Consider the following 25,562-nt stretch of genomic DNA (forward strand, 5'->3'; position numbering starts at 1 on the left):
AGCTTTCTTTCCACTTGGAAATTATTCTTTACACCTTTGATTTATTCTTCATATATTCTGTATTTTTTAATTTTATTAATAATAGTAGTATGTGAAACCCCTAATTCCTTTGCTGTTTTTCTAAGACTTTTGTTTTTTGAAAGAGCAATTACTATTGCCTGTTTTTCACAACTTTCCACAAGTTCTTTAAGTTTTAACTCTTTATGCACCTCCAAATCAATTTTATTTTCCATCTTACTCCCTACCCCTATGTCCATAATAAGATTCCCTAAAGATATATATTTCCCACCACACAAATTCATAGCCCTCTCAATTACGTTTTGTAATTCACGTATGTTTCCTGGCCAATTATATGTCAATAATTTATTTATAAAAGATAGCTCTGCACCTTTTATTTCTTTGTTTAATTTTTTATTGAATTTGCATATAAACAGAGTAACTAAAGATGATATATCCGAAAGTCTATCTCTAAGAGGTGGAATATTTATTGGAATAACATTTAATCTATAATATAAATCTTCTCTAAATTTTTTCTGCTGGATCATCTCTTCTAAGTTTCTATTCGTAGCCGCAATAATTCTCACATTTACATTTTCTTCTTTTGTACTACCGATCTTTCTAATAACGCCTTCTTGAAGAACCCTTAAAAGCTTTGCCTGCAGCACTATAGACAATTCGCCTATTTCATCTAAAAACAAGGTTCCACCATCTGCTTCTTTAAAAAGGCCTTCTTTTCCGCTATTCATGGCACCTGTAAAGCTTCCCTTTTCATACCCAAATAGTTCACTTTCAATTAAATTATCTGGAAGTGCCGCGCAACTTATAGTTACAAAAGGATTATTTTTTCTGTTACTTAAACTTTGAGTTGCCTTTGCAAATAGCTCTTTTCCAGTACCACTCTCGCCTCTAAAGAGTATAGTAGAATCACTCTTAGCTACAGTTTCAACTATTTTTTTGACGTTCTCAATCTTACTACTATTTCCTACAATTTCCTTAAATGCACCTTCTGTAGTTCCAGCAATAACATTTGCAATCTCTATAGCTTTATGAATATCTTTAATAGATGCAACTGCACCTACTGTAATATTATTATCATCTACAATTGGTCTACCAGTAGTTAGGTAATGTACTTCTCCTCTTTCTGTTTTAACATTAACTTCTACATTATCATACTTTATGCCACTATTTATAAGTTCTACAGCTGGCGCATCTCCACCTATTAATTTTCTAATATCCATACCTATAGCTTCTTCTTTTTTACAATGAAACACTTTTTCGCAATAATTATTGAAGATGTCTATTTCAAACTTTTTATTTACAACCATTATTCCTTCATCTACTGAATCCAAAATAGCTAAAAGCTTTCTTTCATTTTCCTCATAATTAAGTAAATCCATTTCATTAACCATAACAACGTCTTCTATTGCAGAAATTTGTTTTTTTAACGCTTCCTTCTCTACGTCATTCATATTCTGCATCTTAATACAAATTTTTTTAGGAAAAACTTCCACAGAAAGGAGGTTTATTGCTGCCTTATAAATTTTCTCTAATATCATTACAGTTATTCCCAATCTATCTTTAGTTATTATCTCAAATCTAGTATTTTTCTCCACGCTTATACCTCCTTACTTTCTCTTTTGCCTAAAATCCTAGCATACAAATAGATATACTTGTATGCTAGGATTTCTTTGTTTCTATGTTATATATTAGCCCTCATTAGATTTTTTCTATAACCAACAAAAACATATCCACAAAGACATAACTGAATTGCACTTAAAATCAGAAATTCCACAGTTGCCAAGTAGAACTCCCCTAAAATTATTATTTGAGCAACTATGCTTAAAAAGAATATCCCACCCATTATAGCGGATACAAACCAGGACTTGCTATTTTTCCTTCTAAAACATGAGATTGTTGCTATAATATTTCCCAACCCAAATAATACTATTGCAATAATGCCAGGAATAACCCAGCTTTCAAAAGGAACTTTAGATAGCCATTCTTTCGGATATTCAGTGAGAATTCCCTTACTTGAACTTATCATACTTACTCCTATGGAAATAGCACCTAATGCTAAAATAAAGTCGTAAAACCCTAATAAGTTAACTCTTATTTTTTGTTTCATTTTATATTTCCTCCTACTAAATAAATTTAGAAAGCAATCTTAACCATAGCCTATTCTTAACCCTTAGGTATTTGGGTTAATTTTGATCTATTATCTTTTTCGCCTTGTATTTAGAATAGTTAAACTCGTACCATGAATTTTCTTGTGATAAATCTTTCTTCAAATCCTCTAAATAACTATTAATTTGCTTTGCAATATCCATGTTAGAATCCCCTTTTAACCTTAATATCTCTGGAATAGCATCATAGGATAAATTCCTTAAATATTGCACATCAATTTTCTGTGTTTTATAATATATATCTATATTCTTACTCGCAATTATTTTATCCACATTAATGTAGTTTACTAATACATACATACTCAAAACAATTATTATCAAAATCTTGTTAAGTGATATTTTCCTATTCCAAATCCCTATTAATGACACTACAAATAGCATAAATAACATAAACATAAATATATGAACAAAAATCCTTAAATAAGTAAATCCATAGGTTTGTTCGTATAGTGACATCTTATAATGAGCTGAAAATAGCATGTTGAAAGTAAATGCTACAAGTATGCTTAAAAATACATTGGATATATTATTTATCCTCTTATTATCCTTTTTAATAAATTTCATACTGCTAAGTAATATAGTAAAATTAATTATTGTAACAGCCACAAGCTCAAAAAAACCTTTTCTTGCATATTCTGAGTAAGTAAATCCACCAGCAGTAAAGTTATTCCCCCCACCATAAAGATAGGAAAACTGAACTATTGAAAATAAAAGATATACTAAATTTATCATGAAAATAATTGTTAAAATAGTAACTGGCTCCCATTTTATATCCTTCTTGTTACTTTCACCTTCATCAAATGCATATTTAAAGCTCCATATATATGAAAATATAATTATAAAAGCTATTATAATAACCAACAAATGCCCTGTTATTTTCCCCAGGCTTATGTCTTCAAGTCCAATAGAAAAATTTGTTATATAGTTTTTAAATACCATATCTGCTGATGTTAATAAGACTAAAATAACAATTAATAAGGGTATAGAAATAATTACTCCTTTTAAAATATTTTTCTTTGTAGAGCTTATTTCTTTTTTATTTCTCGAAGTTATATTCCCTTTTATAAATATAAAAGGCTTATAAAAATTCTCTGAAATAGATTTAATACCTCTCTTAAATACTTTTCTTATTAAATTCGAACTATCCCATTTTATGTTCTCATATCTAATTAATACCGTGCTTACTAGCGTGAGTACCAATATCATTATCCCATTAAAAGAGTTTAAAATAACATTAGAATGAATAGAATAATTTAACGCTATTAATACTGTAGGAATAATCGTAATAAATCCAATGCTTTTTTTAACATAAACCTTTTCCCGAGCACTCCATAAGAAAAACCCCATAAACATAAGATAGAAAATAGGAATAGAAATACCAGATTGTTTACCTATAAAGAACCTTTCATAAATTATTGCCAAAATAAGAGCAACACCAATAGAATAAACTTTTTCATTCATACCAATTTGAGCATCTATGTTTTTTGTTTCTTTCATACGTTTTTTTTCTAATAACCTTATATTGTCATACTTATAATTTGGAAAAGAAAAAACTAAACTTTGGACTGCCTTTAACCAATTTTCACTATAATCTTGCTCTATACATTCTTCTAGTAAAAGTCTTAAATAATTTATATTATTTCTATGGAATTTTTCTTTTTCAAATAAATCAGTCCATCGAAGACCCTCCATATAAAAATTTCCTACATGTTTTTTAATTTCTTTTGTTGAAATATCAAACTTATCATTCACACTCTCTATATTAATTAAATAAGTTTCTATGTCTGAAGATAACTCTTTTTTAAATTTTAAAATAACTTTATAAGGCATATTAATTTGCTCTGTAATCTCGCGAGCAATTGCAACACTAGCAGTCTCCCCCTCATTTATTTCTCCTCTTACGAAAAAATTAATAGGTTCACTATTTTCTTTATGACCATATGCCATAAGAACCATATTATCTTTTACAATAATAGCTTGAACATACTTACTCTCCATTCTCTAAATTCCTCCTACTATTACATATTTAAATACACTAGATTTCATAATTTTAATCATCTTCACTATATTCAAGTATATCTCCTGGTTGGCAATGCAGTTCTCTACAAATAGCTTCTAAAGTACTAAATCTAATGGCCTTTGCTTTAGAAGTCTTTAATATAGATAAATTTGCATTTGTGATTCCAACTCTGCTTGATAACTCTTGCAGTGATACCTTCCTTTTTGCCATCATAACATCTAAATTTACGACAATTGCCATATTCATCCTCCTAGTAGTTCACTAGCTACATAACAATTCTCAATTGTTATGTACTCCAGTATTTCGCGATATAAATAACATTTATTCTCGTTATTTATCCTTATATTGTGAATTCATTTTCTTCTTTAGCTTCAACAGCTTGTTTAAACACCTGAGATAAAATTAGAATAAAACACCCAGCAAAAAAGAATATTAAGAATTCAATATCAGTATGTATTCCACTATTGTCAACATAGGCAATTTTAAAGTTTTTATATTGGCCATTTATAACAAAATTTATAGCATAGCAAATTGAGATTACAAAACTTAACAGAGATATCCTTTTCAAACAAAGCACATTATCATTAATAAAAGGTGTTACATTTATTAATGAGCTAACTATTTTTCTAAGATTAAATAAGATTAGTATAACGGCAATTCCTCCTAGACTAAATAAAATGTATGTGATAATAAATCTACCCCATGACATCTCTACTACCTTTTCCATTAATATTCCTTTTGACAATGTAAAATAAACAACTATTCCAATAATAATCATAATATCTAATGATATTTTTAATAATGAAGCTAAAGACATTTCCCCATAATATTTCATTTAATATTCCTCCTGAACTAATATTTCTTTCAATTTCAATATTACTACCAATTGAATTGTTTTTCAATGTATTTTTATTGTTTTTCAATATATTTATTTTAAAATTTTGTTAACAAATATTATAAATGTATCTTTTAATTATAGCTTTTGATATAATAAATTGATATTTATGAATTAATTTGAGTTTTATATTTTTGTAATATCGAGAGGATGATTAAATTAAGATGCTTTATTATTTAATAAATTCTATGCATTGGGCATGGGTTCAATTTTTTATTGTTATATCAAACTCTTCTGACCCCGCGCCTCAGCTTTTACTAACCTTTGTGGTTTTCATAATATTATATCTTTTGAATAACAAATTAGAAGCTATATGCTGCGTATTCAATATAGGAATTACTGGTTTCACCAATTTAATACTTAAAAACACAGTGAAAAGATATAGACCCATGGAAATAAGATTAATTGACGCTCATGGCTACAGTTTCCCTAGCGGTCATTCTTCAATTTCTACAGCTATTGGTCTTGTACTTATTTACTTTATACTTAAACGAATAAAGAATAAAAAAATTGCCTATACATTAAGTGGTTTAATATTTACTTATCTAATTCTTGTAGGAATTAGTAGGGTTTATCTAGGTGTTCACTATCCAACAGATGTTCTTGGTGGATGGGTTATAGCTATAATATGGTCCTACATTACTATTTCCGCTTATAAATTTTGTATGAGCAAAGGCGTAAATAAATTTTTAGACAAATATTTTACTATTAAACTTAATATTTTTAAACATAAGGCAAAATCTATTTAGTTTAAATGTATTTTAAAGCCCTAATTATTCATCATTGAATAATTAGGGCTTTTTATCTATATTCGTTGTGGTTAAAAAGTACCCTTTGTTAATGGCAATTTAAAACTTCTTTACAATCAAAAACAATTGTTTTATAATGAATAATAGTTCATTTAAAATGAATCGTAATTCATTATAGGAGGTTACACAATGCCAAAGATAATTAAAGACCTTGAAAAAAACATTAAAAAGTCTGCCATGGAACTATTTATTGAATATGGTTATGAACAAGTTGATATGAAGATGATATCGAAAAAATCTGGAATAGCAGTTGGTACACTTTATAATTATTATAAAAGCAAAAAATTACTTTATATGGATATTCTCGAAGAAAGCTGGCAAAGCACCTTTTTAAATCTTGATGAAATAAGCAGTCTTACTACCGTTCCCTCCAAAGAAAAAATAAAAAAATTAATAACTACTTTGTACGAAGACACTGAAACCAGAAATGGTCTAGGCAAACACTTCCTCGGTAATTCACCTTTTGAATTAAACGAAGATGAAAATTTTAATAATCTAAAAAATAATTTACTCACAAAAGTTAAAAATATAATTAGCTCTGTTAGTAAAATAGAAACATTGAGTAAATGTAATAACGTAGATGTTATGTTAACTGAATCATTACTATTATTAATATTAACAACATTCCAACTTCATCCTGAAAATAAAAATGACAATATTAACTTTCTGGTTGAATTTATAAATTTATCTATAAAATAAGGAGATGATTTTTATGAGTGTTTATCTTTATCTAGTAGCAATAATTACAGGTATTGGTACAGGTGTTATAACAAGCCTTATTGGCGCTAGTGGTGTTATGATTATAGTTCCCATTTTAACTATGTTTTTTTCAGTTAGCGCTCACACAGCTATTGGTACTAGTCTTTTCGTAGATGTAATAGCATCTTTAACTGTATCTTATTCATATTATAAAAGTGGAAATATCGAACTAAAATCTGGTATATGGATAGCTATAACTTCTATTTTTGGTGCTCAACTTGGAGCAATGCTCGCAAGCAACATGGGCGATAGTAACCTTAGTTCAAGCTTTGGTATTGTGCTCCTCTTAGCAGGTTTTGCTATGTTACGTAAGGGCCTTAAAAATAAGAAAGCTGAATCAACTGCTCCAAAGAAATTTATTAACTTCAAACATGAGTGGCAGAAAATAGTAGTTGCTTTAATTATTGGGTTAGGCATAGGAATATTAAGCGGAATATTCGGAGCTGGTGGAGGAGTTATGATCCTTTTAGCTTTAATAATGATATTATCTTTTCCTCTTCATAAAGCAATAGGTACTTCTACCTTAATAATGGCTGTAACAGCTTTTTCCTCTACTATTGGTTATGGGGCTAGAGGCAATATAGATTTCACTTTAGGAGTTATAATAAGTGTAGGTGCAGTTATTGGTGGTGTAGTCGGTTCACGCTATGCTAATAAATTCAATGAAAAGACTTTACAAAAAGTTGTAGGTATATGCTTTATGGCTATGGGCATAATTATGACTGTTATTGCACGCCTATCATAAAATTTAGTATTTCTTAATCTAAAAAAATACACCTTTACATGGGTGTATTTTTTCATATTATTTGACTTCACTTAATTTTATTTCTATGAACCCCAAATCTGCCTCATTTCCTCAGAGTTTTCTAATAGTTCATCTAAAGTTCCTTGTGCTTCCACATGTCCATCTTTCATAACTATAATATTATCTGCCTTTTGAAGTGCAAAACGTCTGTTTGAAACTACTAAACAGGTTTTATCTTGCTGCTCAAAAATTCTATTCCAAAGTTTCATTTCCGTTTCTACATCAAGCGCACTTGATATATCATCAAAAATTAATAGCTCTGGGTTTCTTACAAACATACGAGCAGCTGCTACTCTTTGAATTTGTCCTCCTGATAGTTTAACTCCTTTAGGACCTATAACTGTATCAAGTCCATTTTCTAAGGCATCTAAATCCTCCTTAAGTATTGCTGAAGCAATGGCACTATTTAAGTCTACCTGATTTTCTGGAAGCCCTAGTAATATATTATTTCGCATAGTGTCACTAAATAAATTTGGTACTTGCGCTGTATAAGCACTAATTGGTGGCACAAAAAATTCTGAAGGTTCTTTTACTCTTTCACCATTCCAATATATTAAGCCACTATCTGATGGAAGTAGCCCAAGCAAAGTCTTTAGTAACGTGGTTTTTCCTGAGCCTATACGCCCTGTAATTACGGAAAAAGATTTTTCCTTCAACATAAAATTAATATTTTTTATCCCGCCACCTGAATTTTTGTATACATAAGTTAATCCTTCTACTTTTAATTTTTTCAATTTTTTTCCTTCTACATTTAAATTGCACTTTGGCTTCTCAAGTTTTCCTTTTAAATATAATGGATTATGCTTTACCAAAGTTTCTTGTGGTTCCCACTGTAAAAGTTCATGCATACGTTTAAAAGCTACACCTGTTTGCTGATAATCAGATATAAAAGTTCCAAAGGAGTGAGTAAAATCAGCTACAAATGTTAAATAATATATAAACAATGCAAAATCCCCTACAGTAAAGCTTCCCACTTTCATACTTTGCCCTACTAAAAGCAAAATAAATCCTGTACCTATGCTCACTGTATTAGTAAATACTGAATCTAAAAGTTGACTTAATACACTATCTCTAAGTACCATTTTATGTCTCTCTCTATTAAGCTTATTTAGGTGATTCATAATATAATCTTCTGAACCTGAAACTTGAATAGCTTGTACCGACCCAAATATCTCTCCAAGAGCCCCTGTAACTTTTCCTGTAGCTTCTCTAGAAGCCCTTCTATATTTTTCTACACGCTCACTAGCAATCTGTGCAATAGCTACTACTGCTACTAAAGGCGTAAATACAAATATAGTAATCTTGGCATTTATATTTAATAAAATAACTATTGCTACTATAGCAAATACTGCTGTTCCAATTACATCTAGTGTCCAGCTAATTGCATCCTCTGCTTGCTCAGCATCATCACGAAAACAGTTAACAGCCTCACCTACTGAATAAGGTATTGAATTTGACCCTGGTTTTTGTAGAATACATTGGAGCAAATTTCGTCTAATAAGTGCACTCATAGTAAATCTATGAACAATATCAGTTTTGGCTCCACAAAATATCCCCATAATAGTCACAATTGCCGTAACTGCTATTAAGACTATAAGCCCCCAAATACCAATATTGAGGCTTGCTTTTCCACTAAGAGTGTCAAAAAACTCCTTAGCTATAAGTCCTGGTATTACTGGAGATACAAGAATAAAAATCCATATTAAACAATTAACAAAATAAAGCCATGGTCTATATTTTATAAGCTCCCACATAAGTCGAAAGGTCTTCATATCCCCTTTATTTTCTTTTTTCATCCGTATTTCATTTATGCTATTTTCCATTTATTTATCACCCCGTATTCCTTATATTCTAAAATTAATTCTCAACTATTCTTCTACGCAATTATGGATTCTTCCACATCTTCCATACCTTTTTGTAGTAAATTGAAGAATTTAGATTCTTTATTCCTTAATAATTTTTCCCTATTGCCATATTCTATAACGCTTCCATTTTCTAAAATCAAAATATCATCTGCTCTCTGAACTGTCCATAAACGATGAGCAATAATAATACAAGTTCTATTTTCTAAAAGTTTATTTAAAGCTCTTTCAATTAATTGTTCTGTTATAGTATCCAGCCTAGAGGTCGCCTCATCTAGTATAACAAGACTTGGATTCTTTAGAAAAACTCTAACAAAGGCAAGTAACTGCGCTTCTCCAGCTGATAACCCACCTCCACCAGCATCTAGGATAGTGTCTAGCCCATTAGGTAATGAATTATACCATTCCTGTAGTCCTATATCATACAGTGTAGCTAGTATTTCTTCATCTTTAATATTCGGATTAAAGAAGGTTAAATTCTCCCTAACTGTAGCATTAAAAAGTTGAACATCCTGTGTTACAAAAGCCGTATTCCGCCTAAGTTCCTTCAGTGATACTGAATTTAGTTTTTTACCTTCAATATAAATATCACCCGTCTTTGGATCATAAAGTCTTGCTAGCATACGAGCCAGAGTTGACTTTCCACTACCTGTACGTCCTAAAACTCCAAGCACCTTTCCTTTAGGAATATTAAAAGAAACATCCTTTAATACTGGAACCCCCTCTTCATATTCAAAAGAAATATTCTTAGCTTCAACAGATATTGCTCCAGTACTAAGTAACTTTTCAGTACCATCCACTATCTTTGATTTCATATTTAAAAGTTCTTGAACCCGAGCTACACTTGCTCCAGCCTTTTGTAAATCCTCGAGCTGAGTTCTTATTTCCTCAATAGGCTTACTTAAGGATTCCGTATAATTAAAAATCAAATAAACTGTTCCAATAGTAATTAGCCCCCTACTCCATAGATATCCACCCACACCAAAGGCGATAATATTTCCTATAGCAAAAATACCTAAGGTACTTGCCCACATAAGATAATATCTTAATTTAGCTTTTTTCGTAATTGGAAGCCAATTTCTTATTTGCTTATAAAATTTATACATAACATACTCTTCAGCACCACTAGAACGAACATCCTCTGTGTTTCCAATCTCTTCTCCTAGAAAACCATAAAACTTAGCACCGGTTTCTCTATTCTTAACCCATTTGTCCACAGAATTCGCTTGAATTTTCCAAAGAGTATACATAGCAGCAAACGCAAAAATAGATAAACTTATACCCACTCTAAAATCTTCTCTAAATAAAAGAATTAATATACCTATGACCAATACTCCATTGGTTAAAACATTTATCATAAATTTTGAAAAGAAATTAAATAATGCCGTAACATCCCCATCTACTCTTTCAATAATTTCTCCCGGTTGGTGACTTTTATGAAAGCTCATATCTAAATTAATACAATGCTCCACGAGCTCTACCCTTAATGCATTAGTAGCTGTCCACCCTACATTTTGACTTACATAGGTTGCTATAATGGCAAGCACCTGCTGAATTAATGCTGCACCTATAAATATAAGCGCAGCTATAGTTAGCATTTTAGCTGACTTTCCTTCCGTCGCTGCATCTATAAAATAACGTAAAATCTGTGGATTAACTAATTGTAATGCCACACTACTGCCTAAAATTAAGGTAAGCAAAAATACTCTAAGCTTTTGTGGCTTTAAAAATTTCCATAATAATTTTATATATTGTTTAAACTGTGTATCCATTTTAATTCTCCTTTCTTGGGGACAGTTAACAACTTATTGAACTATTAAAAAAGTTAAATAGTTTTTAACCATCCCATTAGTATTTGTGTGATTTTATATTTTCTTTCTCCAGAAATTTATATTACCAACTAATTCAAACCCTACTGATTCGTATAGTTTATTTGGAGCTAGATGTCTCTTTGGGTCGCTTGTTTGAACTGTTGACTTTTCAGCTCCCAACTCTCTAGCTTTTTGTAATGCATAACGCATAATTACTTTAGTTAATCCTTTACATCTATGATTGGAATGACATGCCACAGCTTCAAAACTTGCCATTTTATTCTTCTCATCATATGTCCCACTACAAAATGCAGCTACAGTATGGTCTGGTGCCATAACTGCAACATCCAATTCATTTCTGTAAGTAGCATTCTCAGTAAAATTTTCTAGAGTTTTTTCATCTACAGGCATTCCTAGACAGTTCTTGTAAATATAAATTAAACTGTTTTTATCAGAAACCTCTGATAAATTCTTTATATAATAACCCTCTGGTAGCACTGGTATTTCCACTGGAACACTATAGTCAAAAACACGATGGGGTCTATATTCTCCACTATTACAATATCCTTTTTTTATTAGTGCCTCCTCTATTTCAGTATCTCCATCATAAACCCACCATTCAATTTTCTCATATTCTTCAATAGAATCTTTTAAAGCCATTTCCCCAATATCAATCATTTGCTGAAATGGAACTCTTATATTAGGATTAATAAGAAACTCTAATGAATCTTCGTCTGGCGATATTCCCCCTAAAAGCTTTTCATCCTCAAACCATAAATAAATATTCTTAAGTGCCTCATCTATACTTTCTAAACCTTTTCCTTGTGGTAAATCTAGTAACGAACAATATTCAAAATTCCCTATGTTACAATAAAACTTTGGTCCTGTAATCGATACACTTTCAATTAGAAATTCTCTTATCTTTATTAAATCCTCTTTATCTTTGTATTTTCTATAACTTATTGTCACTTTATTTCCTCCTTGCTTAATCTAATTTATCTTACCTATTAATATCTCTTCAACTTCCCCAGCTAAATCCCAAACATTACAATCTTGATTTGCAAGAACTACAAGTATTGTATCTATGGAAGGATAATAAGTGAATTTACATGCCACGCCAGGGTTACAACCATCTTTAGTTATATATATCACTTCATTATTATCATTTCTAACAATGAATTCATAACCATAGCCCATCATATGTGTGATTTTTTCATACTTTGTGTGCACTACTTTTGGTGTAAATAAATCCACTGTCATTGATTTAGACAATACCCTACCATTGTAAATCTGCAATCGTTGTATATGCTCCGGAATCTGGTGATCCTATTGGTGGATATGAATATATGTTTTTTCTCCATCCAATAACCTCATCTTTTTCATTGCATATTTCTGCATATCCTTCTGCAACATTTTCATTTACTCCATCCATACTATAGAAGCCAGTACTACTCATACCTATTTTATTAAAAACATTTTCTTTTATATATTCACGATATTTCCGCCCTGTAATTTTTTCAATAACGAGTCCTAACAAAACAAAGGCAACATTATTGTACCTACAACCATTTCCTGGCTCAAAATTAGGTTCTTTATGAATAAATTGTGGTAAAAAATCAACCGTTTCTCTTACCGAATAGTTTGGTTTTTCCCTCCAAATATCTTCATACTCTTCACCTGCTTCTTCATCTGCATCATCGCAAATTCCAGAGGTATGCGTTAAAAGATGATAAATATTAACCTCTTTTGATATAGTATTGTCTTTTATATCTAAAATTTCTAAAATTTTATCTTCAAAGGATATTAAGCTTTTATCAATTAACTGAAGTATTCCAACAGTAGTAAATAATTTTGTAATAGATGCTGTATCAAATTTTGTTGTGATTGTATTCTTAATTTCAAAGCCCTTATGCGCCTCTCCATATGCCCCATTAAATATAGTTAAATCTCCTTTTTTAACCAGTGCTGCCCCTGAAAAATTATTGTCTTGTGCATATTTATTAAAAATTTCTCTTATTTATTCTTGTATCTTCATAATACATATCCCCATTTTAAAATTATTTATTCCCAAAAGCATATAAAACGGACATTGTAGCAGCTATCCCTTCTACCTCTTTAATTTCTCTAAGCTTTTCAAAAACTTCTGCTTTAAAGTCCTCCATCTTATCTTTCATTATAAGTTCAGTTCTTATAAAATAACATCTTACTTTCTTCTTTAAACCCTACCTTACTGTATAACCCAATTGCCTGCAAATTTTCTAAACCAACACATAATCTAATATTACCTATTTTTTCAAAAGATAAAATCCAATTGATTGCTATTTTAATTAATTTACCGCCTAATCCTTTACCTCTCATATTTTCTCTAACTCCGAAAAATTCAATACAACTTTCACCAAATTCTGGTTCAACCTCTACATAAGTATATCCAATCAATTTCTCATTATCTTTTATAAAAAACACCTTTCTACATTCATTAATACGGCTTAAAATATCGCTTCCTGAATAATAAGTATTAGGGAAATTCTTATCATGAAGTAATTTAAATTCATTATTGTATTCGAATGTAAGTTCAAAATCTTTCACTTCAAAAATTTCTTTAAAATCATCTCTACCCAAGCTCATAATAAAGTGTTCACCATTATTTTTAAATCCATATTCCTTCGCAAATTGTATACATTGGATGTTTTTACTATTACAAAATATCCCAAAACTAGCACAGCAATTTAATATATTTTTTCTTAAAAGTAACAATAGTTTACTAGAAACATTTTCTTCACTATATAATTCATCTACAAAAGGTCCCCATAATTCTCCATAGCTCTTTTCCTCCTCTACATCTATCCCGAGCACCCCTATAAGCTTTTCACCATCATATGCACCAACAAAATATTTTTCAATATTCCCCTCTTCAAAATCTTCATATAAAGCATTAAGTACTTTTTCTTTCGTTTTTTCACAGTATCCTATATTATAATTTTCTTTAGAATTCATAAATGCGATAAACTCTGCTAGTTTATCTATTTCATTATTTTTTATTGTATTTATTTTAACCATATAATTCACTCCCACTACCCCTCATAAACACTGATCATTTATTAAATGTATCCCATTATGAATATTTCTTAAGTATATCTATACCTTCCCAGTAATAATCGGGTGCTTGTATTTTAGCCCAACTGCATATACTAAGTCCTCCATAAAGTTCATATAATTGCTTTTTCTTTTCTAAATCATTACTAAATTTCATGTGTTTTTCATAACCTAATTTGAAAGCCTCTGCAAATTTTTGATTTTCATCTGTTAGTTTATAGTAGCAATCAATTATTTCTGAATCTCTATCATATGGAATGCAATGTTCAAAATCAATTAATGCTGAAAGTTCCCACTTATTATCTACTTTCTTAACAAGAATATTTCTTTCTCCAAAATCCCCATTATGAAGATATGATACTTTAACATCATCTACTAAGTTAAACTTTCCCTTTAAAATTTCTGCACATTGTCTTTGAAGTGGTTCTTCCTCTAAATGTTGGTCAAAGAGCTCCTTCAAAATTGCATCAACATTTTTTCTAAAAAGCCTAGAAAAATCTTTTTTATTATCTATACTTTTTCCATTCTCATCCCAATTACCAAAGAAATCAAAGGTCTTTAAGCTATGTATTTTACCTAGCTGTTCTCCCATTGTTTCATATATTTCTTTTACATTATCTTCACTCATAACATCTTTAACTTTGGCAAATACTTCACCCTCTTTATGCTCCATAAAAAGCCACTCTGTACCACCGCAAAGTTTGCCTAACTTTAAGATTTTAGGTGCTTTAACGCCACTTCCTTCAAGGAATTTTAACGAAGCCACTTCCCTATTCCATCTATTCTTTTTGTAATAAAGCTTAACTACTCCTATTATTCCACTTTCATTTTTAACGATATAAACAAGGTGTCTTTGAAGTTCATGATTTCCTATTGGTACTACTTCTATATTCTCATTTAATAATTTTGAAACTATTTCTTTAATATATCCATCTGAATAATTTAATATATCCACTTCTTCTCATCTCCTAACGTAGGTTCCGTTAACAAAAAGCCATAATATCCAACTACTCTATTATTTATTTTCTAATTCCTCATGCATTACTTTGCATTTTTGGAGCCATAAAACTTTATACTCTTCATCTGAAATAATTCTTTTCTCTAAATCCACTATAGAATTTATATTCTCATTAATGCACCAATCAACACATATCTGATAAGCATCCCAATCTAAATCATCTTCATCCCAATATACTTTTATCTCATTAATTCCATTTAAATATGCTGCATATGCTCTTGTATGACCATCTGTAAAAATTATTTTATTATTTAATTTTTTAATAGGTATTGCTTCATAACTATTAATATCTTCTGGTTTAAACCAGCTTAAAACCTTTTGTAACTTCATTGAATTTACATATAATTGACTTGGTTGTATTTCATATAAATTCATTATTATCTCTTTGTTCATATTAATCTCTCCTCCTATGTGAGCAATGGGGACAGTTAAAAACTTTTTATATTATTTTAATTTTGTTAACCGTCCCCAACTTTCTAATACTTCTTAAATTGAAATCCCAATACATCTATATCCTCTTGTTTGTTTAATCTCTCATCATAATTTTTTCTAAGCTGAATCATATTTAAATGATCGAACCCACATTCCCTATATAATTTAATAGCACCTGTATTTCTAGGAATAACATCAACAAACATTGTTATTATCGCTTTTTCTCTCATAAGTTCATCTAATGCTGCCATAGCCTTCTTGCCTACACCTTGCCCTCTAAATTCTTCTGAAATATAAAAATCCTCTAACCATGCAACATTTTGACCTCCAAATCTTACATAGAAAAAGCCTACTGGTATTTCATCTTTGAAAACACTATACACTTTCCCCGTTCCCTGCCATTCCTTAAGTGTTTCAACTGATTCTTCATCACTTTGCCAAAACTCTTTTGGTGCATTAGTTAATTTTCTATGATAATTCATAAGCTTCGTTATCATTTTAGCTGTATTCATAAATAAATCTTGCTGTAATTCTTTTATGCTTATATTCATTCTAATTTCCCCCTTGATTTTCATGTTTAATTTTCCTCTTCTTTTGTTTGGGAATAAAGCTCTGCCCATGCTGGAAAAAATCCAGCATTTATAGCAATATTCTGTGAATGAAAATGAGAATCCACTGTGCCATAAAAAGGCACTTTCCCTCGTTTCAAAATCTCATTCTTTAAAAGTATAGTCAAGTTTGTCCCTATACCGCGGCCACGATACTCAGGCAAAACATCAATTCCAATTTGCCACATAGTTTTGCTATCTGCACTGGCACCTGCCATACCCATTATGTTATCTCCCTTAAAAGCTGCAACTGCAAGCACATCTGGATGATTTTCATCAAAAACAAAAGCTTGTCCGAATCTATCATCATTCTGAAACTGCAAAATATCTTCACACTCATACCATTTTACATTGGTAATAGGTTCTATACACGCCACCTTAGGATTTGGTAGATAATAGTGGTGAATATCTGCTATTTCATGTCCAAATTCTTGCAATTTTTTATCTATTACTCGTAGTTTGGGATATTCAAAAATCCATACATCTCTATTTAGCATTTTTTCTTCACACCAAGACATCATTATAGGTGATGTACTTATAATTACTTTCCCACCAAAACAGAGTAGTTTTAAAAAGCATCCGTCATTATCATAAATACGTCTACCATAAGTGAGCTTATTTTCAACTATTGTATTTTTTTCTTTTTCAAAATCAGATACCTGGCAATTATAGTCCAGTGCTAACTGCTCTCTCGCAATTTGTAAAATTTCAGTTTTTGTATACATAATGTTACCCTCCATTTATAAATAATTTTCAGAACTTCCCCTTAATTAAATCATCTTCTTCGAAACTCCAATATTAACGACTTTAGAAGGATATTTAGACTCCAACTGAAGTTTTATTTTTTTTATAGCATAAATCTCCCACTTATATAAGTAGAAGATTTTCCTTCTGAAATGTCGTTAAAACTTAAAAAAGTTGTTAACCGTCCCCAGTTATTTACTCTCACCGATTAACTTCTCTAATATTTTCTTGTATCTATCATCTTTAATCTCAAAATAAGGTAAATACTCTATCAAGTGTGAGTCTAATTGAATTTTACCTTGCTCCACTAACTGCATTATTCCTGTAGCTATGAAAGTCTTTGATACTGACGCCATATGAAATAGTGAGTATTCATTTATTGATTCTTTAGTCTCAATATTTTTCACACCAAAGCCTTTTGTATAAATAACTTCATTATCATAAACCACACCTACTGCCAGGCCTGGAATATAGTTTTTTACCGTATATTCATTAAGTACCTTATCTAAGTTTTCTATTATTTGATTTTTAATTTCCATCATAATCGCCCCTTTTATATTTGGTAAATTACAGAACTTATTAACCGTTCCCAATTAATCCTACTTGACCATTGATATAACCTTTATTATTTCTTAACTGTCCCTTTTTCAAAAAATTAAAGATGCATATGAACATACATTCATCTACATCCTTTTAACCAGTCACCTAAAGTGCCGAAATTTCATTATTATATATGATTTCATCCAAATATTTTAACTATGGATAAATATCTAACATATATATTTATTTAAAATAAAAAGCTGTATTGTCAAAAACAACACAGCTCTAATTTCAAATTATTATTAAGCAAGATAACGCTAAGCTGTAATTACTTTTTATAAATCTAGCATTAAAGTAAAAACATACTTCCTAGCACTTTTATAACTTACTGTAATGTTAATGAAATTCAAAGAATTGTAATTGATGTTGTTCAATCAATATATTTAAAACTCTAAAATCCACAGCAAATAAACCTAAACTATTAAAAATATAATCTTTAACATTATAGATTACTATATACTTTGAGTATTTCAAATAAACCTAAAATATAGATTTTATAAAAACACTTATACCTATAGTTTTTCTGCTATGATCTTACTGTTAAATTTTAAATTTATTATAATTGTAACAACATAATAATCATTCTTCAGTTCCCCTTTCATAGTAATTTTTTGAATATACCGACTCTGTTAAACTGTCTATATATTGATTATATTGTACATTTTCCCATTAGTCAATGTTTTTATAAATATAATCTTCTGAACTTTCTATTAAATTATAAATTTGGATGCTATACATCAATTTCTTAATTTTAATGAATAATTTTGTTCGAAAAAAAGACACCTCATAAGTGTCTTATACAGCATTTACTATTTTTCACATTTTAGGTGTGCAATATCTGTTATATTCTTTCCTGTAGCAAGTTCTACGAAATTTCTTCACAACGAACCTTAGTGTCCCATATACCTGATTACTATACTGTAAACTTAGATAAAATACTTAACAGTTTATCTGAATTTTCTTTCGCAGCTTTAGTTTCATCTATAACTTCACTTGATTTTTGTACCACATCTGTAAGTTTTTCTGTAATATTTATAGTACCTTGTGCACCTTCTGTTGCAGCAATGGTTATTCCATCCATTGTTTTAACAATAACCTCAATTGACTCTGATAATTCCAATGTACTTGACCTAAAATCACCTACTAAAGTATTAACAAAATTAGCATCATTACTGTATTTATCTCCTGTTTCTACTAAATCCTCATAATCCTTTAGCACCTTAGTATCTATAAATTCTAATACTCCAATAGAACCAGTTGATAAATTAGAAACTGCAGATGTCACCGTTCCTGTAATCTTTTGTATTTCAACTACTGTATTATTGGATTGCTCTGCTAATTTTCTTATCTCATCTGCTACTACAGAGAAGCCTCTACCAGCTTCCCCTGCACGAGCTGCCTCAATAGCTGCATTAAGTGCTAATAAATTAGTTTGAGAAGATATTTCAAGTATTGTATCTGAAAGTACATTTATTTGTCCTACTACCTTTGAGTCTTCAATGGCTTTTTCTAATTTAGTCTTTGCATCAAAATAAGTTTTACTGGTATCTTGCCTGGACTTTAACGCATTATTTTTTAAGTTTACTGCTCTATCATTTATTTCTTTAGAAGAAACCTCCCCATCACTAGCTTTGTTTGCTAAAGAATCAACAACTAAATTAGCCTCATTAACTGTTGCATTTATTTCCTCTGTAGATGCAGCTGTTTCTTCCATACCAGCAGCTAACTCTTCAGTAGTTGCAAATACATCTTCTATTTGCATATTCAAACTATACATGTTTTTGCTAATTATATCTACGGTTTGAACTGTAGATGCCGTATTTTCATTTACTTCAATCATTATAGTTCTTAAATTAGCTAAAAACTTATTTATAGCAGTTGCAAGAACACCTAATTCATCCTTAGAAGAAATTTTGATTTCTTGAGTTAAATCTCCGCCTTTACTTGCTAATGTTTCCATTTCATTTTTTAAAATATTTATAGGTTTAACAATGCTTGCTATTATTAAACCACCTGCAGCTACTACTAATAAAACTGATATTAATATAATAACTATAAAAGTATTTCTAGATTTTCCATATGCAATGTCACCTTCATCTGATGTTTGTTTTGCATCTTTGTTATTATATTCCACCAGTTTTATCAGTTCATTACTAACTGTATCAAAAGCTTGTTTACCCTCATTATTCATTATTTTTATAGCCTCTTCTGTTTTTAACTTCCTGCTTAATTCTATTACTTTCTTGTGAAGTTCCAAATATTTAGTCCACTGACTGTTTATTGCATTATACATTTCTCTATCATCACCCGTTGTGATAGTTTTCCCATATTCATTGAATGATTTATTTATTTCATTGCTTTTTTCATCCATTGATTTTTCAATATTATTCATATTTTCATTAGAAACGGATATAATATGATTAAACTCTAAAATTCTATAATCTGATGTCATAGTATTAATATTCCCAGATTGTTGGATTCCTGGAATATTCTCCATTGTTATTATTGTTGACCTATCATTGACCGCTTTAATGATTTTTACTGAGTAAGTCCCCATTCCTACTAGCACAATTAATATAAATGTAAATATTAAAATTAGTTTATTTCTGATTGTCAATTTATTCAATTTCCATCCTCCTTATTGCATTTTTAGACAAATGCAAATTCTTTCATATTATATATCGTCATATTTTGTTTTTTCTTTATAATTTAATTAATATTAACTTTATATCTATACCATTTTTTGTATTATTCAAAATGTATCTATGTCTTAAATAATCTATGTCTTAAATAATCTATAATATAAAACGCTAAATATTATGTTGCAAAAAAAATCCCCCATAACAAGTTATAGGGGGTTTTTTATAGTTTTATATGTCTTATTTAGCTAAATTCACTCCACTTCTTCTTAACATTGGTTTAATAATAGCTGCTAAAGGTATAGCTATGGCAACTCCTAATCCCGTTGTTATTAAAGATGATACCATTTTCACTACTGCAACCTTAAAGCCTACAAATACAAACCAGTTAACAAGAAAATATCCAAGTAATGATACTACTCCACCAGCTATAAAGCCAATAACATTTTGTGTCATACTTCTACCTTCTTTTCCTCTTGCAAAAGCAATACTTCCTGCTGTATATCCTGTTAATCCTTTTATTATTAATGTAGGTAAAACCCAAGCTATATAAGCAGGATTTGTCGCATCAAATAATGCACATCCAATACCTCCTGCAAAAGCTGCATCCTTACCAATTATAACTGCTGTAAGAAATATAACTGTTGTTCCTAAATGAACCATTGTGGGACTTCCACTTACATTTATAGGAATATGTAACCAAGTTCCTATAAAACATAATGCTGCAAAAAGCCCACAAAGTACTACTCTTTTAACTTTCATAAATTCTCCCCCTCTTACCTGTTGTTGTAATCATTTACAGTATTTATTATACTAGTTAACTTATATCAGTCAAATGTATGGGTACATCCTTTAATTTGCTTTTTAATATATAAAAAGCCATTAGATAAGTATCATACTTATCTAATGGCTTTTCATGTTAAAATCTATTAGCAGTTAAGGATATATATATATTATTTATCTAAACCCTTAGCTATAACTTCTTTAATTTCTGTCTTTATATGCTCTGCTCTTGTTCCAAATATTGCTTGAACACTGTCTCCAACTTCAAGCACACCAGCAGCTCCTAATTTCTTAAGTTCCGCTTTATCAACATTTTTAGAATCCACAACACTTACACGTAAACGAGTAATGCAGGCATCTAAATTTGTGATATTTTCTTTTCCACCTAACGCTTTTAATACTGCTATTGCGTGTTCTTGACCTTTAAGATTAGTTTTTGAAGTACTTGCATCTTCCTGCTCATCTACTTCACGACCTGGAGTTTTAAGGTTCCATTTTCTTATAGCAAAACGGAATCCAAAATAGTAAAGTGCTGCAAATACTAAACCTACAGGGATTACTAGCCACCAAGCTGTTCTATTTGGAATTACACCAAATAGTAAGTAATCTATAAGTCCACCTGAGAAAGTCATTCCTATTTTAACATTTAAAAGTTGCATTGTCATAAAGGATAATCCTGCAAATACACAGTGAATTCCAAATAATACTGGTGCTACGAATAAGAATGAAAATTCAATTGGTTCTGTAATACCTGTTAAGAAAGAAGTTAAAGCTGCAGATATCATAATACCAGCTACGATTTTTTTCTTTTCAGGTTTTGCTTCATGAATCATTGCAAGTGCTGCTGCTGGAAGTCCAAACATCATAAATGGGAATTTACCAGCCATAAATGTACCTGCTGTAAACTTTACACCATCTTTTAACTGAGCCATAAATATGGCTTGATCTCCATTAACCACTTGACCAGCTTTGTTTATATACTCACCAAATTGATACCAAAATGGATTATAGAAAATATGATGTAATCCGAAAGGAATTAATGATCTTTCTATTACTCCAAATACAAAAGCTGATAATGTTGGATTAGCCTCAATCATACTTTTTGAAAATACATTTAAGCCATGTTGGATTGGAGGCCAAACGAAACTCATTGCAATACCTATTCCAATAGCCGTTACTGCTGTAACAATAGGTACAAATCTCTTACCTGAAAAGAACCCTAGATAAGAAGGTAATTCAATGTTATAATATTTTTTATATAATTGCGCCGCTACAATACCTATTATAATACCACCAAATACTCCCGTTTGAAGTGTTGGGATACCTAATACGCTTGCAAATTGTGGATGTGTTCTGTTTACGAGTTCTGGAGTAACTCCAGCAACAATACCTAGTGTTTTGTTCATTATTAAGAAACCAACTATTGCTGCAAGTCCTGCAACTCCTTCACCCTCAGCTAGCCCTACTGCAACTCCTACTGCAAATAATAATGCAAGGTTACCAAAAATAACATCCCCTGATTGTTCCATGATTTTAGCTACCATTTGGAACCAACCAGCATTAAATATTGGAGCATTTACTAAAAACTGTTCACTTTGAAACATGTTACCAAATCCAAGTAGTAATCCTGCAGCTGGTAAAAGTGCTACCGGTAGCATTAAAGCTTTTCCTACCTTTTGTAAAACACCAAAAGCTTTTTTCATTTATATTCCCCTCTCCTTTGTGGCATGTTAGCAAAAATAAAAGACATAAGCAAAGTCATATCAATAGCTTTAGCTATTAAACTATAATGACTTATGCTCATGCCTGATGATATCAGTAACACGCAAATTTAATTATTAAATTAATTTCCCACTGTAAACTTTTACATTTAATTACACATCATAATTAATATGTACATATTAATTACTTACTATATACATATTATCACGTATTATTACTTTTTTCAACATTTTTTTATGATTTTCTGAAATATTTTTTAATCTTCTAAATATTGTTATTATTCTTTCTATGGCAAATTTATCTTTCTTTCTACTAAGCTTTTAATTTCCTTGGCAGGTATTGGTTTGCTAATCAAATACCCTTGAATTGCATAACTTTTTAATTCCTTTAAAATAATGAATTGCTCTATATCTTCAACACCTTCTACCACAACTCTTATATTTATACTTTGTGCCATTGCAATTATGGCTTTTATAATTGCAATATTTTGTGTACTTTCAGCGATGTTTATAATTAGCGACCTATCTATCTTTAGAATATCAACAGGGAGCTTATTTACATAACTTAAAGAAGAGTAGCCTGTACCAAAATCATCCAAAGCAATACTTACGCCCAAATTTTTAATCCTTTTCAAGGTTTTTATTGTTAAATCAACATTTTGCATTGCTGCATTTTCTGTAATTTCTAAAACAAGATATTTTGAATCCATATTCGCTTCTTTTAATGCATTAGTAACTATATCTACAAAATTGGACTGCTCTATTTGTTTAAAAGTTATGTTAACAGTAACATAGGTTTTCATACCAGACTTCTGCCATTCACTACACTGCCTACAAGCTTCCCTAATTACCCATTCACCTAGTTCAATAATATAACCGTTATTTTCAGCCATAGGAATAAAATCTAATGGATGAATTATTTTCCCATCATGATTCCACCTGATAAGTGCTTCAAAACCTATTATACCTTTGCTTTGCACGTGAGTAATAGCTTGATAATATAAGAGCATCTCTTTTTTTTCAAGAGATTTGTATAAATTACTCTCCAAAATAAGATTTGATAGTCCCGCCTTATTCATATTCCCCGAATATACCCTATAACAGTTCCCGCCATTTTTTTTAGCTTCGTACATAGCAATATCTGAATTTTTCATCAAACTGACTATATCCTCTCCATCATCAGGATATATACTTATCCCTATGCTTGCTGCAGTATACAATTCATTACCCATATATACAAATGATTCTTTTAAAACATTTTTTATGTGCAAGGCTAAATTTTCAGCCTGTCCCACTGAGTTTATATCGTCCTGCAGTATAATAAATTCATCCCCTCCAATGCGTGCTGCTACATCCGTAGAAGATATAACATCTTTAAATCGAACACACACCCTTTGAATTAAAAAATCACCTACATCATGTCCTAAACTATCATTAACTCTTTTAAAATCATCCAAATCTATAAACAATACAGCAAACTTACCTCCATTATTTTTTCTTTTCTCTATAGTTGTGTTTATGTTCTCTATTATCATTTTTCTATTAGGAAGTCCAGTTAGGGTATCTTTATTAGCAAGTTCCAAGTTTTGGTCACTATATTTTTTTAATTCATCTAGCATATCGTTAAAACCTGAAGCTAAGGAAGCAATCTCGTCATTTCCATCCGCTTTCATTCTTAGAGTTAAATCCTTTGTGTCACTTATTTTATGTATTATTGTATTCATTTTCATTATTTTTCTTGCTACAACTTTGTTTAAATAAAACAATGCTATACCTAAAAAAATCAAACTTATCAAAATAACAATGATAACAAAATATGTTATACTCCTTGTGGCTTGCCTATATATTTCTCTAATTGTATTTATTTTAATAACTAAATATGGATTACCCTCAATATCAGACAATATTTTGTAACCTATTGCATATTTCTTGTTAATGTTCTTAATAGCTACATTGTTTTTCCAGTTTATGTCTTTGTTAAACTCTAATGTTTCATTATATTTTTCAATACTCAAATTAACCTTAACACTAGAACCAATTTGTGATATTTGCTTTGTATCTAAATACCTACCTACAATAATAAGTCCTCCCGATTTTTTTCTACCGTCTGAGGTCGTTATAGGTTCAGTAACAATTATAGTGGGTGTATTATTAATTTCACTAAGACCACTAACACTTTCTGAGTGTTTTATAATGAATAGTTTCTTAGCCTTAAGCATAATTTCACTTTCTATTTTTTTTGAAAGGACCTCTTCTTTATCAGTATTTAAGTTGAAGCCTTTACTTAATATAGTCTTCCCTTCCCGATCCTTATAAATCATAAAATTAATTCCAAACTTTCTAAGTGATGAAAGATTGCTAAAATTCGAAGAAATGTACTGCTCATTATTATCCTCTAAAAATGTATATGTATCATCCCACGTTGAATAGTCTTGCACAAAATCACTTATACTATCTACTTCTATATTTATGGAATTATTAACTCTTTCCACATTCTTAATGATACTATTCTCTTCTATTTTCTCATAATCACTTAATAATATACTATTAGATAAAAATAATATGATTATTATAAAAACTACCGCTACAAAACATACTCCACTTAGAAACTTATTATATAATTTCATACCTTCTCCTTAATATAATATAATATAATTAATTTTTCATATTTTATAAATAGTATATATTTTTATTAAATATTTGTAAATAATTTTCTCGGAATACTCGAATTATAATGATTTATGTCGTTAAAATTGCATATAAAAAGGTTAACAAAATAT

23 protein-coding genes are annotated in these 25,562 nt (G+C 30.0%); 3 read left to right on the forward strand and 20 right to left on the reverse strand.

Features of this window, described 5'->3' with window-relative positions; translation table 11 throughout:
• Nucleotides 1-41: 41 nt before the first annotated feature.
• The 5 genes from G9F71_RS19570 to G9F71_RS19590 all read right to left on the reverse strand — a co-directional run bounded on the left by G9F71_RS19570 (nt 42) and on the right by G9F71_RS19590 (nt 5,038).
• Nucleotides 42-1,613 (reverse strand): sigma 54-interacting transcriptional regulator, encoded by a 1,572-nt coding sequence (locus tag G9F71_RS19570; RefSeq protein ID WP_164950536.1) that lies wholly within the window; start codon nt 1,611-1,613, stop codon nt 42-44.
• Nucleotides 1,614-1,699: 86 nt separating this feature from the next.
• On the reverse strand, nt 1,700-2,125 hold the full coding sequence (locus G9F71_RS19575) for a hypothetical protein (RefSeq protein ID WP_164944674.1): 426 nt from the start codon (nt 2,123-2,125) through the stop codon (nt 1,700-1,702).
• Nucleotides 2,126-2,201: 76 nt separating this feature from the next.
• Complete coding sequence (locus G9F71_RS19580; RefSeq protein ID WP_164950537.1) at nt 2,202-4,181, reverse strand: DUF4153 domain-containing protein; 1,980 nt, start codon at nt 4,179-4,181, stop codon at nt 2,202-2,204.
• Nucleotides 4,182-4,233: 52 nt separating this feature from the next.
• Nucleotides 4,234-4,443, reverse strand: coding sequence for a helix-turn-helix domain-containing protein (locus G9F71_RS19585; protein ID WP_125002709.1), 210 nt, complete (start codon nt 4,441-4,443; stop codon nt 4,234-4,236).
• A gap of 100 nt (nt 4,444-4,543) precedes the next feature.
• Nucleotides 4,544-5,038, reverse strand: a complete 495-nt coding sequence (locus G9F71_RS19590; RefSeq protein ID WP_164950538.1) for a DUF2975 domain-containing protein — start codon at nt 5,036-5,038, stop codon at nt 4,544-4,546.
• A 350-nt stretch (nt 5,039-5,388) separates the two neighbouring features.
• On the opposite strand from G9F71_RS19590, the gene G9F71_RS19595 reads away from it, so the two are divergent.
• The 3 genes from G9F71_RS19595 to G9F71_RS19605 all read left to right on the forward strand — a co-directional run bounded on the left by G9F71_RS19595 (nt 5,389) and on the right by G9F71_RS19605 (nt 7,411).
• Nucleotides 5,389-5,847, forward strand: a complete 459-nt coding sequence (locus tag G9F71_RS19595; RefSeq protein WP_224626503.1) for a phosphatase PAP2 family protein — start codon at nt 5,389-5,391, stop codon at nt 5,845-5,847.
• Nucleotides 5,848-6,036: 189 nt separating this feature from the next.
• Nucleotides 6,037-6,606: a TetR/AcrR family transcriptional regulator gene (locus G9F71_RS19600; RefSeq protein WP_164950540.1), complete on the forward strand. Its 570-nt coding sequence runs from the start codon at nt 6,037-6,039 to the stop codon at nt 6,604-6,606.
• A gap of 13 nt (nt 6,607-6,619) precedes the next feature.
• On the forward strand, nt 6,620-7,411 hold the full coding sequence (locus G9F71_RS19605) for a sulfite exporter TauE/SafE family protein (protein ID WP_164944678.1): 792 nt from the start codon (nt 6,620-6,622) through the stop codon (nt 7,409-7,411).
• Nucleotides 7,412-7,494: 83 nt separating this feature from the next.
• On the opposite strand, the gene G9F71_RS19610 is transcribed toward G9F71_RS19605, so the two are convergent.
• The 15 genes from G9F71_RS19610 to G9F71_RS19680 form a co-directional block, all read right to left on the reverse strand.
• The gene (locus G9F71_RS19610; RefSeq protein WP_224626505.1) at nt 7,495-9,294 is read right to left on the reverse strand and encodes an ABC transporter ATP-binding protein; all 1,800 of its coding nucleotides are present in this window, start codon (nt 9,292-9,294) and stop codon (nt 7,495-7,497) included.
• 53 nt (nt 9,295-9,347) lie between these two features.
• On the reverse strand, nt 9,348-11,105 hold the full coding sequence (locus G9F71_RS19615) for an ABC transporter ATP-binding protein (protein WP_164950541.1): 1,758 nt from the start codon (nt 11,103-11,105) through the stop codon (nt 9,348-9,350).
• A 93-nt stretch (nt 11,106-11,198) separates the two neighbouring features.
• Nucleotides 11,199-12,113: a GNAT family N-acetyltransferase gene (locus G9F71_RS27645; protein WP_164950542.1), complete on the reverse strand. Its 915-nt coding sequence runs from the start codon at nt 12,111-12,113 to the stop codon at nt 11,199-11,201.
• Nucleotides 12,114-12,134: 21 nt separating this feature from the next.
• The gene (locus G9F71_RS19625) at nt 12,135-12,416 is read right to left on the reverse strand and encodes a hypothetical protein (RefSeq protein WP_202017957.1); all 282 of its coding nucleotides are present in this window, start codon (nt 12,414-12,416) and stop codon (nt 12,135-12,137) included.
• A 4-nt stretch (nt 12,417-12,420) separates the two neighbouring features.
• Nucleotides 12,421-13,161 carry a serine hydrolase domain-containing protein gene (locus G9F71_RS19630; RefSeq protein ID WP_202017963.1) on the reverse strand — a complete coding sequence of 247 codons (741 nt, stop codon included), beginning with the start codon at nt 13,159-13,161 and terminating at the stop codon, nt 12,421-12,423.
• Between the two features lie 164 nt (nt 13,162-13,325).
• Nucleotides 13,326-14,201: a GNAT family N-acetyltransferase gene (locus tag G9F71_RS19635; protein ID WP_164950543.1), complete on the reverse strand. Its 876-nt coding sequence runs from the start codon at nt 14,199-14,201 to the stop codon at nt 13,326-13,328.
• Nucleotides 14,202-14,256: 55 nt separating this feature from the next.
• Nucleotides 14,257-15,192: an aminoglycoside phosphotransferase family protein gene (locus G9F71_RS19640; RefSeq protein WP_164950544.1), complete on the reverse strand. Its 936-nt coding sequence runs from the start codon at nt 15,190-15,192 to the stop codon at nt 14,257-14,259.
• A 60-nt stretch (nt 15,193-15,252) separates the two neighbouring features.
• The gene (locus G9F71_RS19645) at nt 15,253-15,648 is read right to left on the reverse strand and encodes a hypothetical protein (RefSeq protein ID WP_164950545.1); all 396 of its coding nucleotides are present in this window, start codon (nt 15,646-15,648) and stop codon (nt 15,253-15,255) included.
• Between the two features lie 83 nt (nt 15,649-15,731).
• Complete coding sequence (locus tag G9F71_RS19650; protein WP_164944685.1) at nt 15,732-16,238, reverse strand: GNAT family N-acetyltransferase; 507 nt, start codon at nt 16,236-16,238, stop codon at nt 15,732-15,734.
• A gap of 26 nt (nt 16,239-16,264) precedes the next feature.
• Complete coding sequence (locus G9F71_RS19655) at nt 16,265-17,020, reverse strand: GNAT family N-acetyltransferase (protein WP_164944686.1); 756 nt, start codon at nt 17,018-17,020, stop codon at nt 16,265-16,267.
• A gap of 210 nt (nt 17,021-17,230) precedes the next feature.
• On the reverse strand, nt 17,231-17,581 hold the full coding sequence (locus G9F71_RS19660) for a serine hydrolase domain-containing protein (RefSeq protein ID WP_224617697.1): 351 nt from the start codon (nt 17,579-17,581) through the stop codon (nt 17,231-17,233).
• Nucleotides 17,582-18,552: 971 nt separating this feature from the next.
• Nucleotides 18,553-20,265, reverse strand: a complete 1,713-nt coding sequence (locus G9F71_RS19665) for a methyl-accepting chemotaxis protein (RefSeq protein WP_164950546.1) — start codon at nt 20,263-20,265, stop codon at nt 18,553-18,555.
• 253 nt (nt 20,266-20,518) lie between these two features.
• Nucleotides 20,519-21,040, reverse strand: coding sequence for an ECF transporter S component (locus tag G9F71_RS19670; protein ID WP_164950547.1), 522 nt, complete (start codon nt 21,038-21,040; stop codon nt 20,519-20,521).
• 191 nt (nt 21,041-21,231) lie between these two features.
• Nucleotides 21,232-22,764, reverse strand: a complete 1,533-nt coding sequence (ptsG, locus tag G9F71_RS19675; protein ID WP_202017959.1) for a glucose-specific PTS transporter subunit IIBC — start codon at nt 22,762-22,764, stop codon at nt 21,232-21,234.
• 305 nt (nt 22,765-23,069) lie between these two features.
• Entirely contained in the window at nt 23,070-25,409 is a 2,340-nt protein-coding gene (locus G9F71_RS19680; protein ID WP_164950548.1) for an EAL domain-containing protein, read from the reverse strand.
• Nucleotides 25,410-25,562: the final 153 nt, after the last annotated feature.

It is taken from the genome of Clostridium sp. FP2, from assembly GCF_011065955.2.
Lineage (GTDB): Bacteria > Bacillota > Clostridia > Clostridiales > Clostridiaceae > Clostridium_AD > Clostridium_AD tagluense.

Bases quoted from the DNA above. Each gene is read 5' to 3' on its own strand.
- G9F71_RS19680 (WP_164950548.1), bottom strand. From the start codon at position 25,409: ATGAAATTATATAATAAGTTTCTAAGTGGAGTATGTTTTGTAGCGGTA.
- G9F71_RS19650 (WP_164944685.1), bottom strand. From the start codon at position 16,238: ATGAATATAAGCATAAAAGAATTACAGCAAGATTTATTTATGAATACA.
- G9F71_RS19655 (WP_164944686.1), bottom strand. From the start codon at position 17,020: ATGTATACAAAAACTGAAATTTTACAAATTGCGAGAGAGCAGTTAGCA.
- G9F71_RS19590 (WP_164950538.1), bottom strand. From the start codon at position 5,038: ATGAAATATTATGGGGAAATGTCTTTAGCTTCATTATTAAAAATATCA.
- G9F71_RS19660 (WP_224617697.1), bottom strand. From the start codon at position 17,581: ATGATGGAAATTAAAAATCAAATAATAGAAAACTTAGATAAGGTACTT.
- G9F71_RS19635 (WP_164950543.1), bottom strand. From the start codon at position 14,201: ATGGTTAAAATAAATACAATAAAAAATAATGAAATAGATAAACTAGCA.
- G9F71_RS19585 (WP_125002709.1), bottom strand. From the start codon at position 4,443: ATGGCAATTGTCGTAAATTTAGATGTTATGATGGCAAAAAGGAAGGTA.
- G9F71_RS19575 (WP_164944674.1), bottom strand. From the start codon at position 2,125: ATGAAACAAAAAATAAGAGTTAACTTATTAGGGTTTTACGACTTTATT.
- G9F71_RS19610 (WP_224626505.1), bottom strand. From the start codon at position 9,294: ATGGAAAATAGCATAAATGAAATACGGATGAAAAAAGAAAATAAAGGG.
- G9F71_RS19615 (WP_164950541.1), bottom strand. From the start codon at position 11,105: ATGGATACACAGTTTAAACAATATATAAAATTATTATGGAAATTTTTA.
- ptsG (WP_202017959.1), bottom strand. From the start codon at position 22,764: ATGAAAAAAGCTTTTGGTGTTTTACAAAAGGTAGGAAAAGCTTTAATG.
- G9F71_RS19605 (WP_164944678.1), top strand. From the start codon at position 6,620: ATGAGTGTTTATCTTTATCTAGTAGCAATAATTACAGGTATTGGTACA.
- G9F71_RS19600 (WP_164950540.1), top strand. From the start codon at position 6,037: ATGCCAAAGATAATTAAAGACCTTGAAAAAAACATTAAAAAGTCTGCC.
- G9F71_RS19580 (WP_164950537.1), bottom strand. From the start codon at position 4,181: ATGGAGAGTAAGTATGTTCAAGCTATTATTGTAAAAGATAATATGGTT.
- G9F71_RS19670 (WP_164950547.1), bottom strand. From the start codon at position 21,040: ATGAAAGTTAAAAGAGTAGTACTTTGTGGGCTTTTTGCAGCATTATGT.
- G9F71_RS19645 (WP_164950545.1), bottom strand. From the start codon at position 15,648: ATGAACAAAGAGATAATAATGAATTTATATGAAATACAACCAAGTCAA.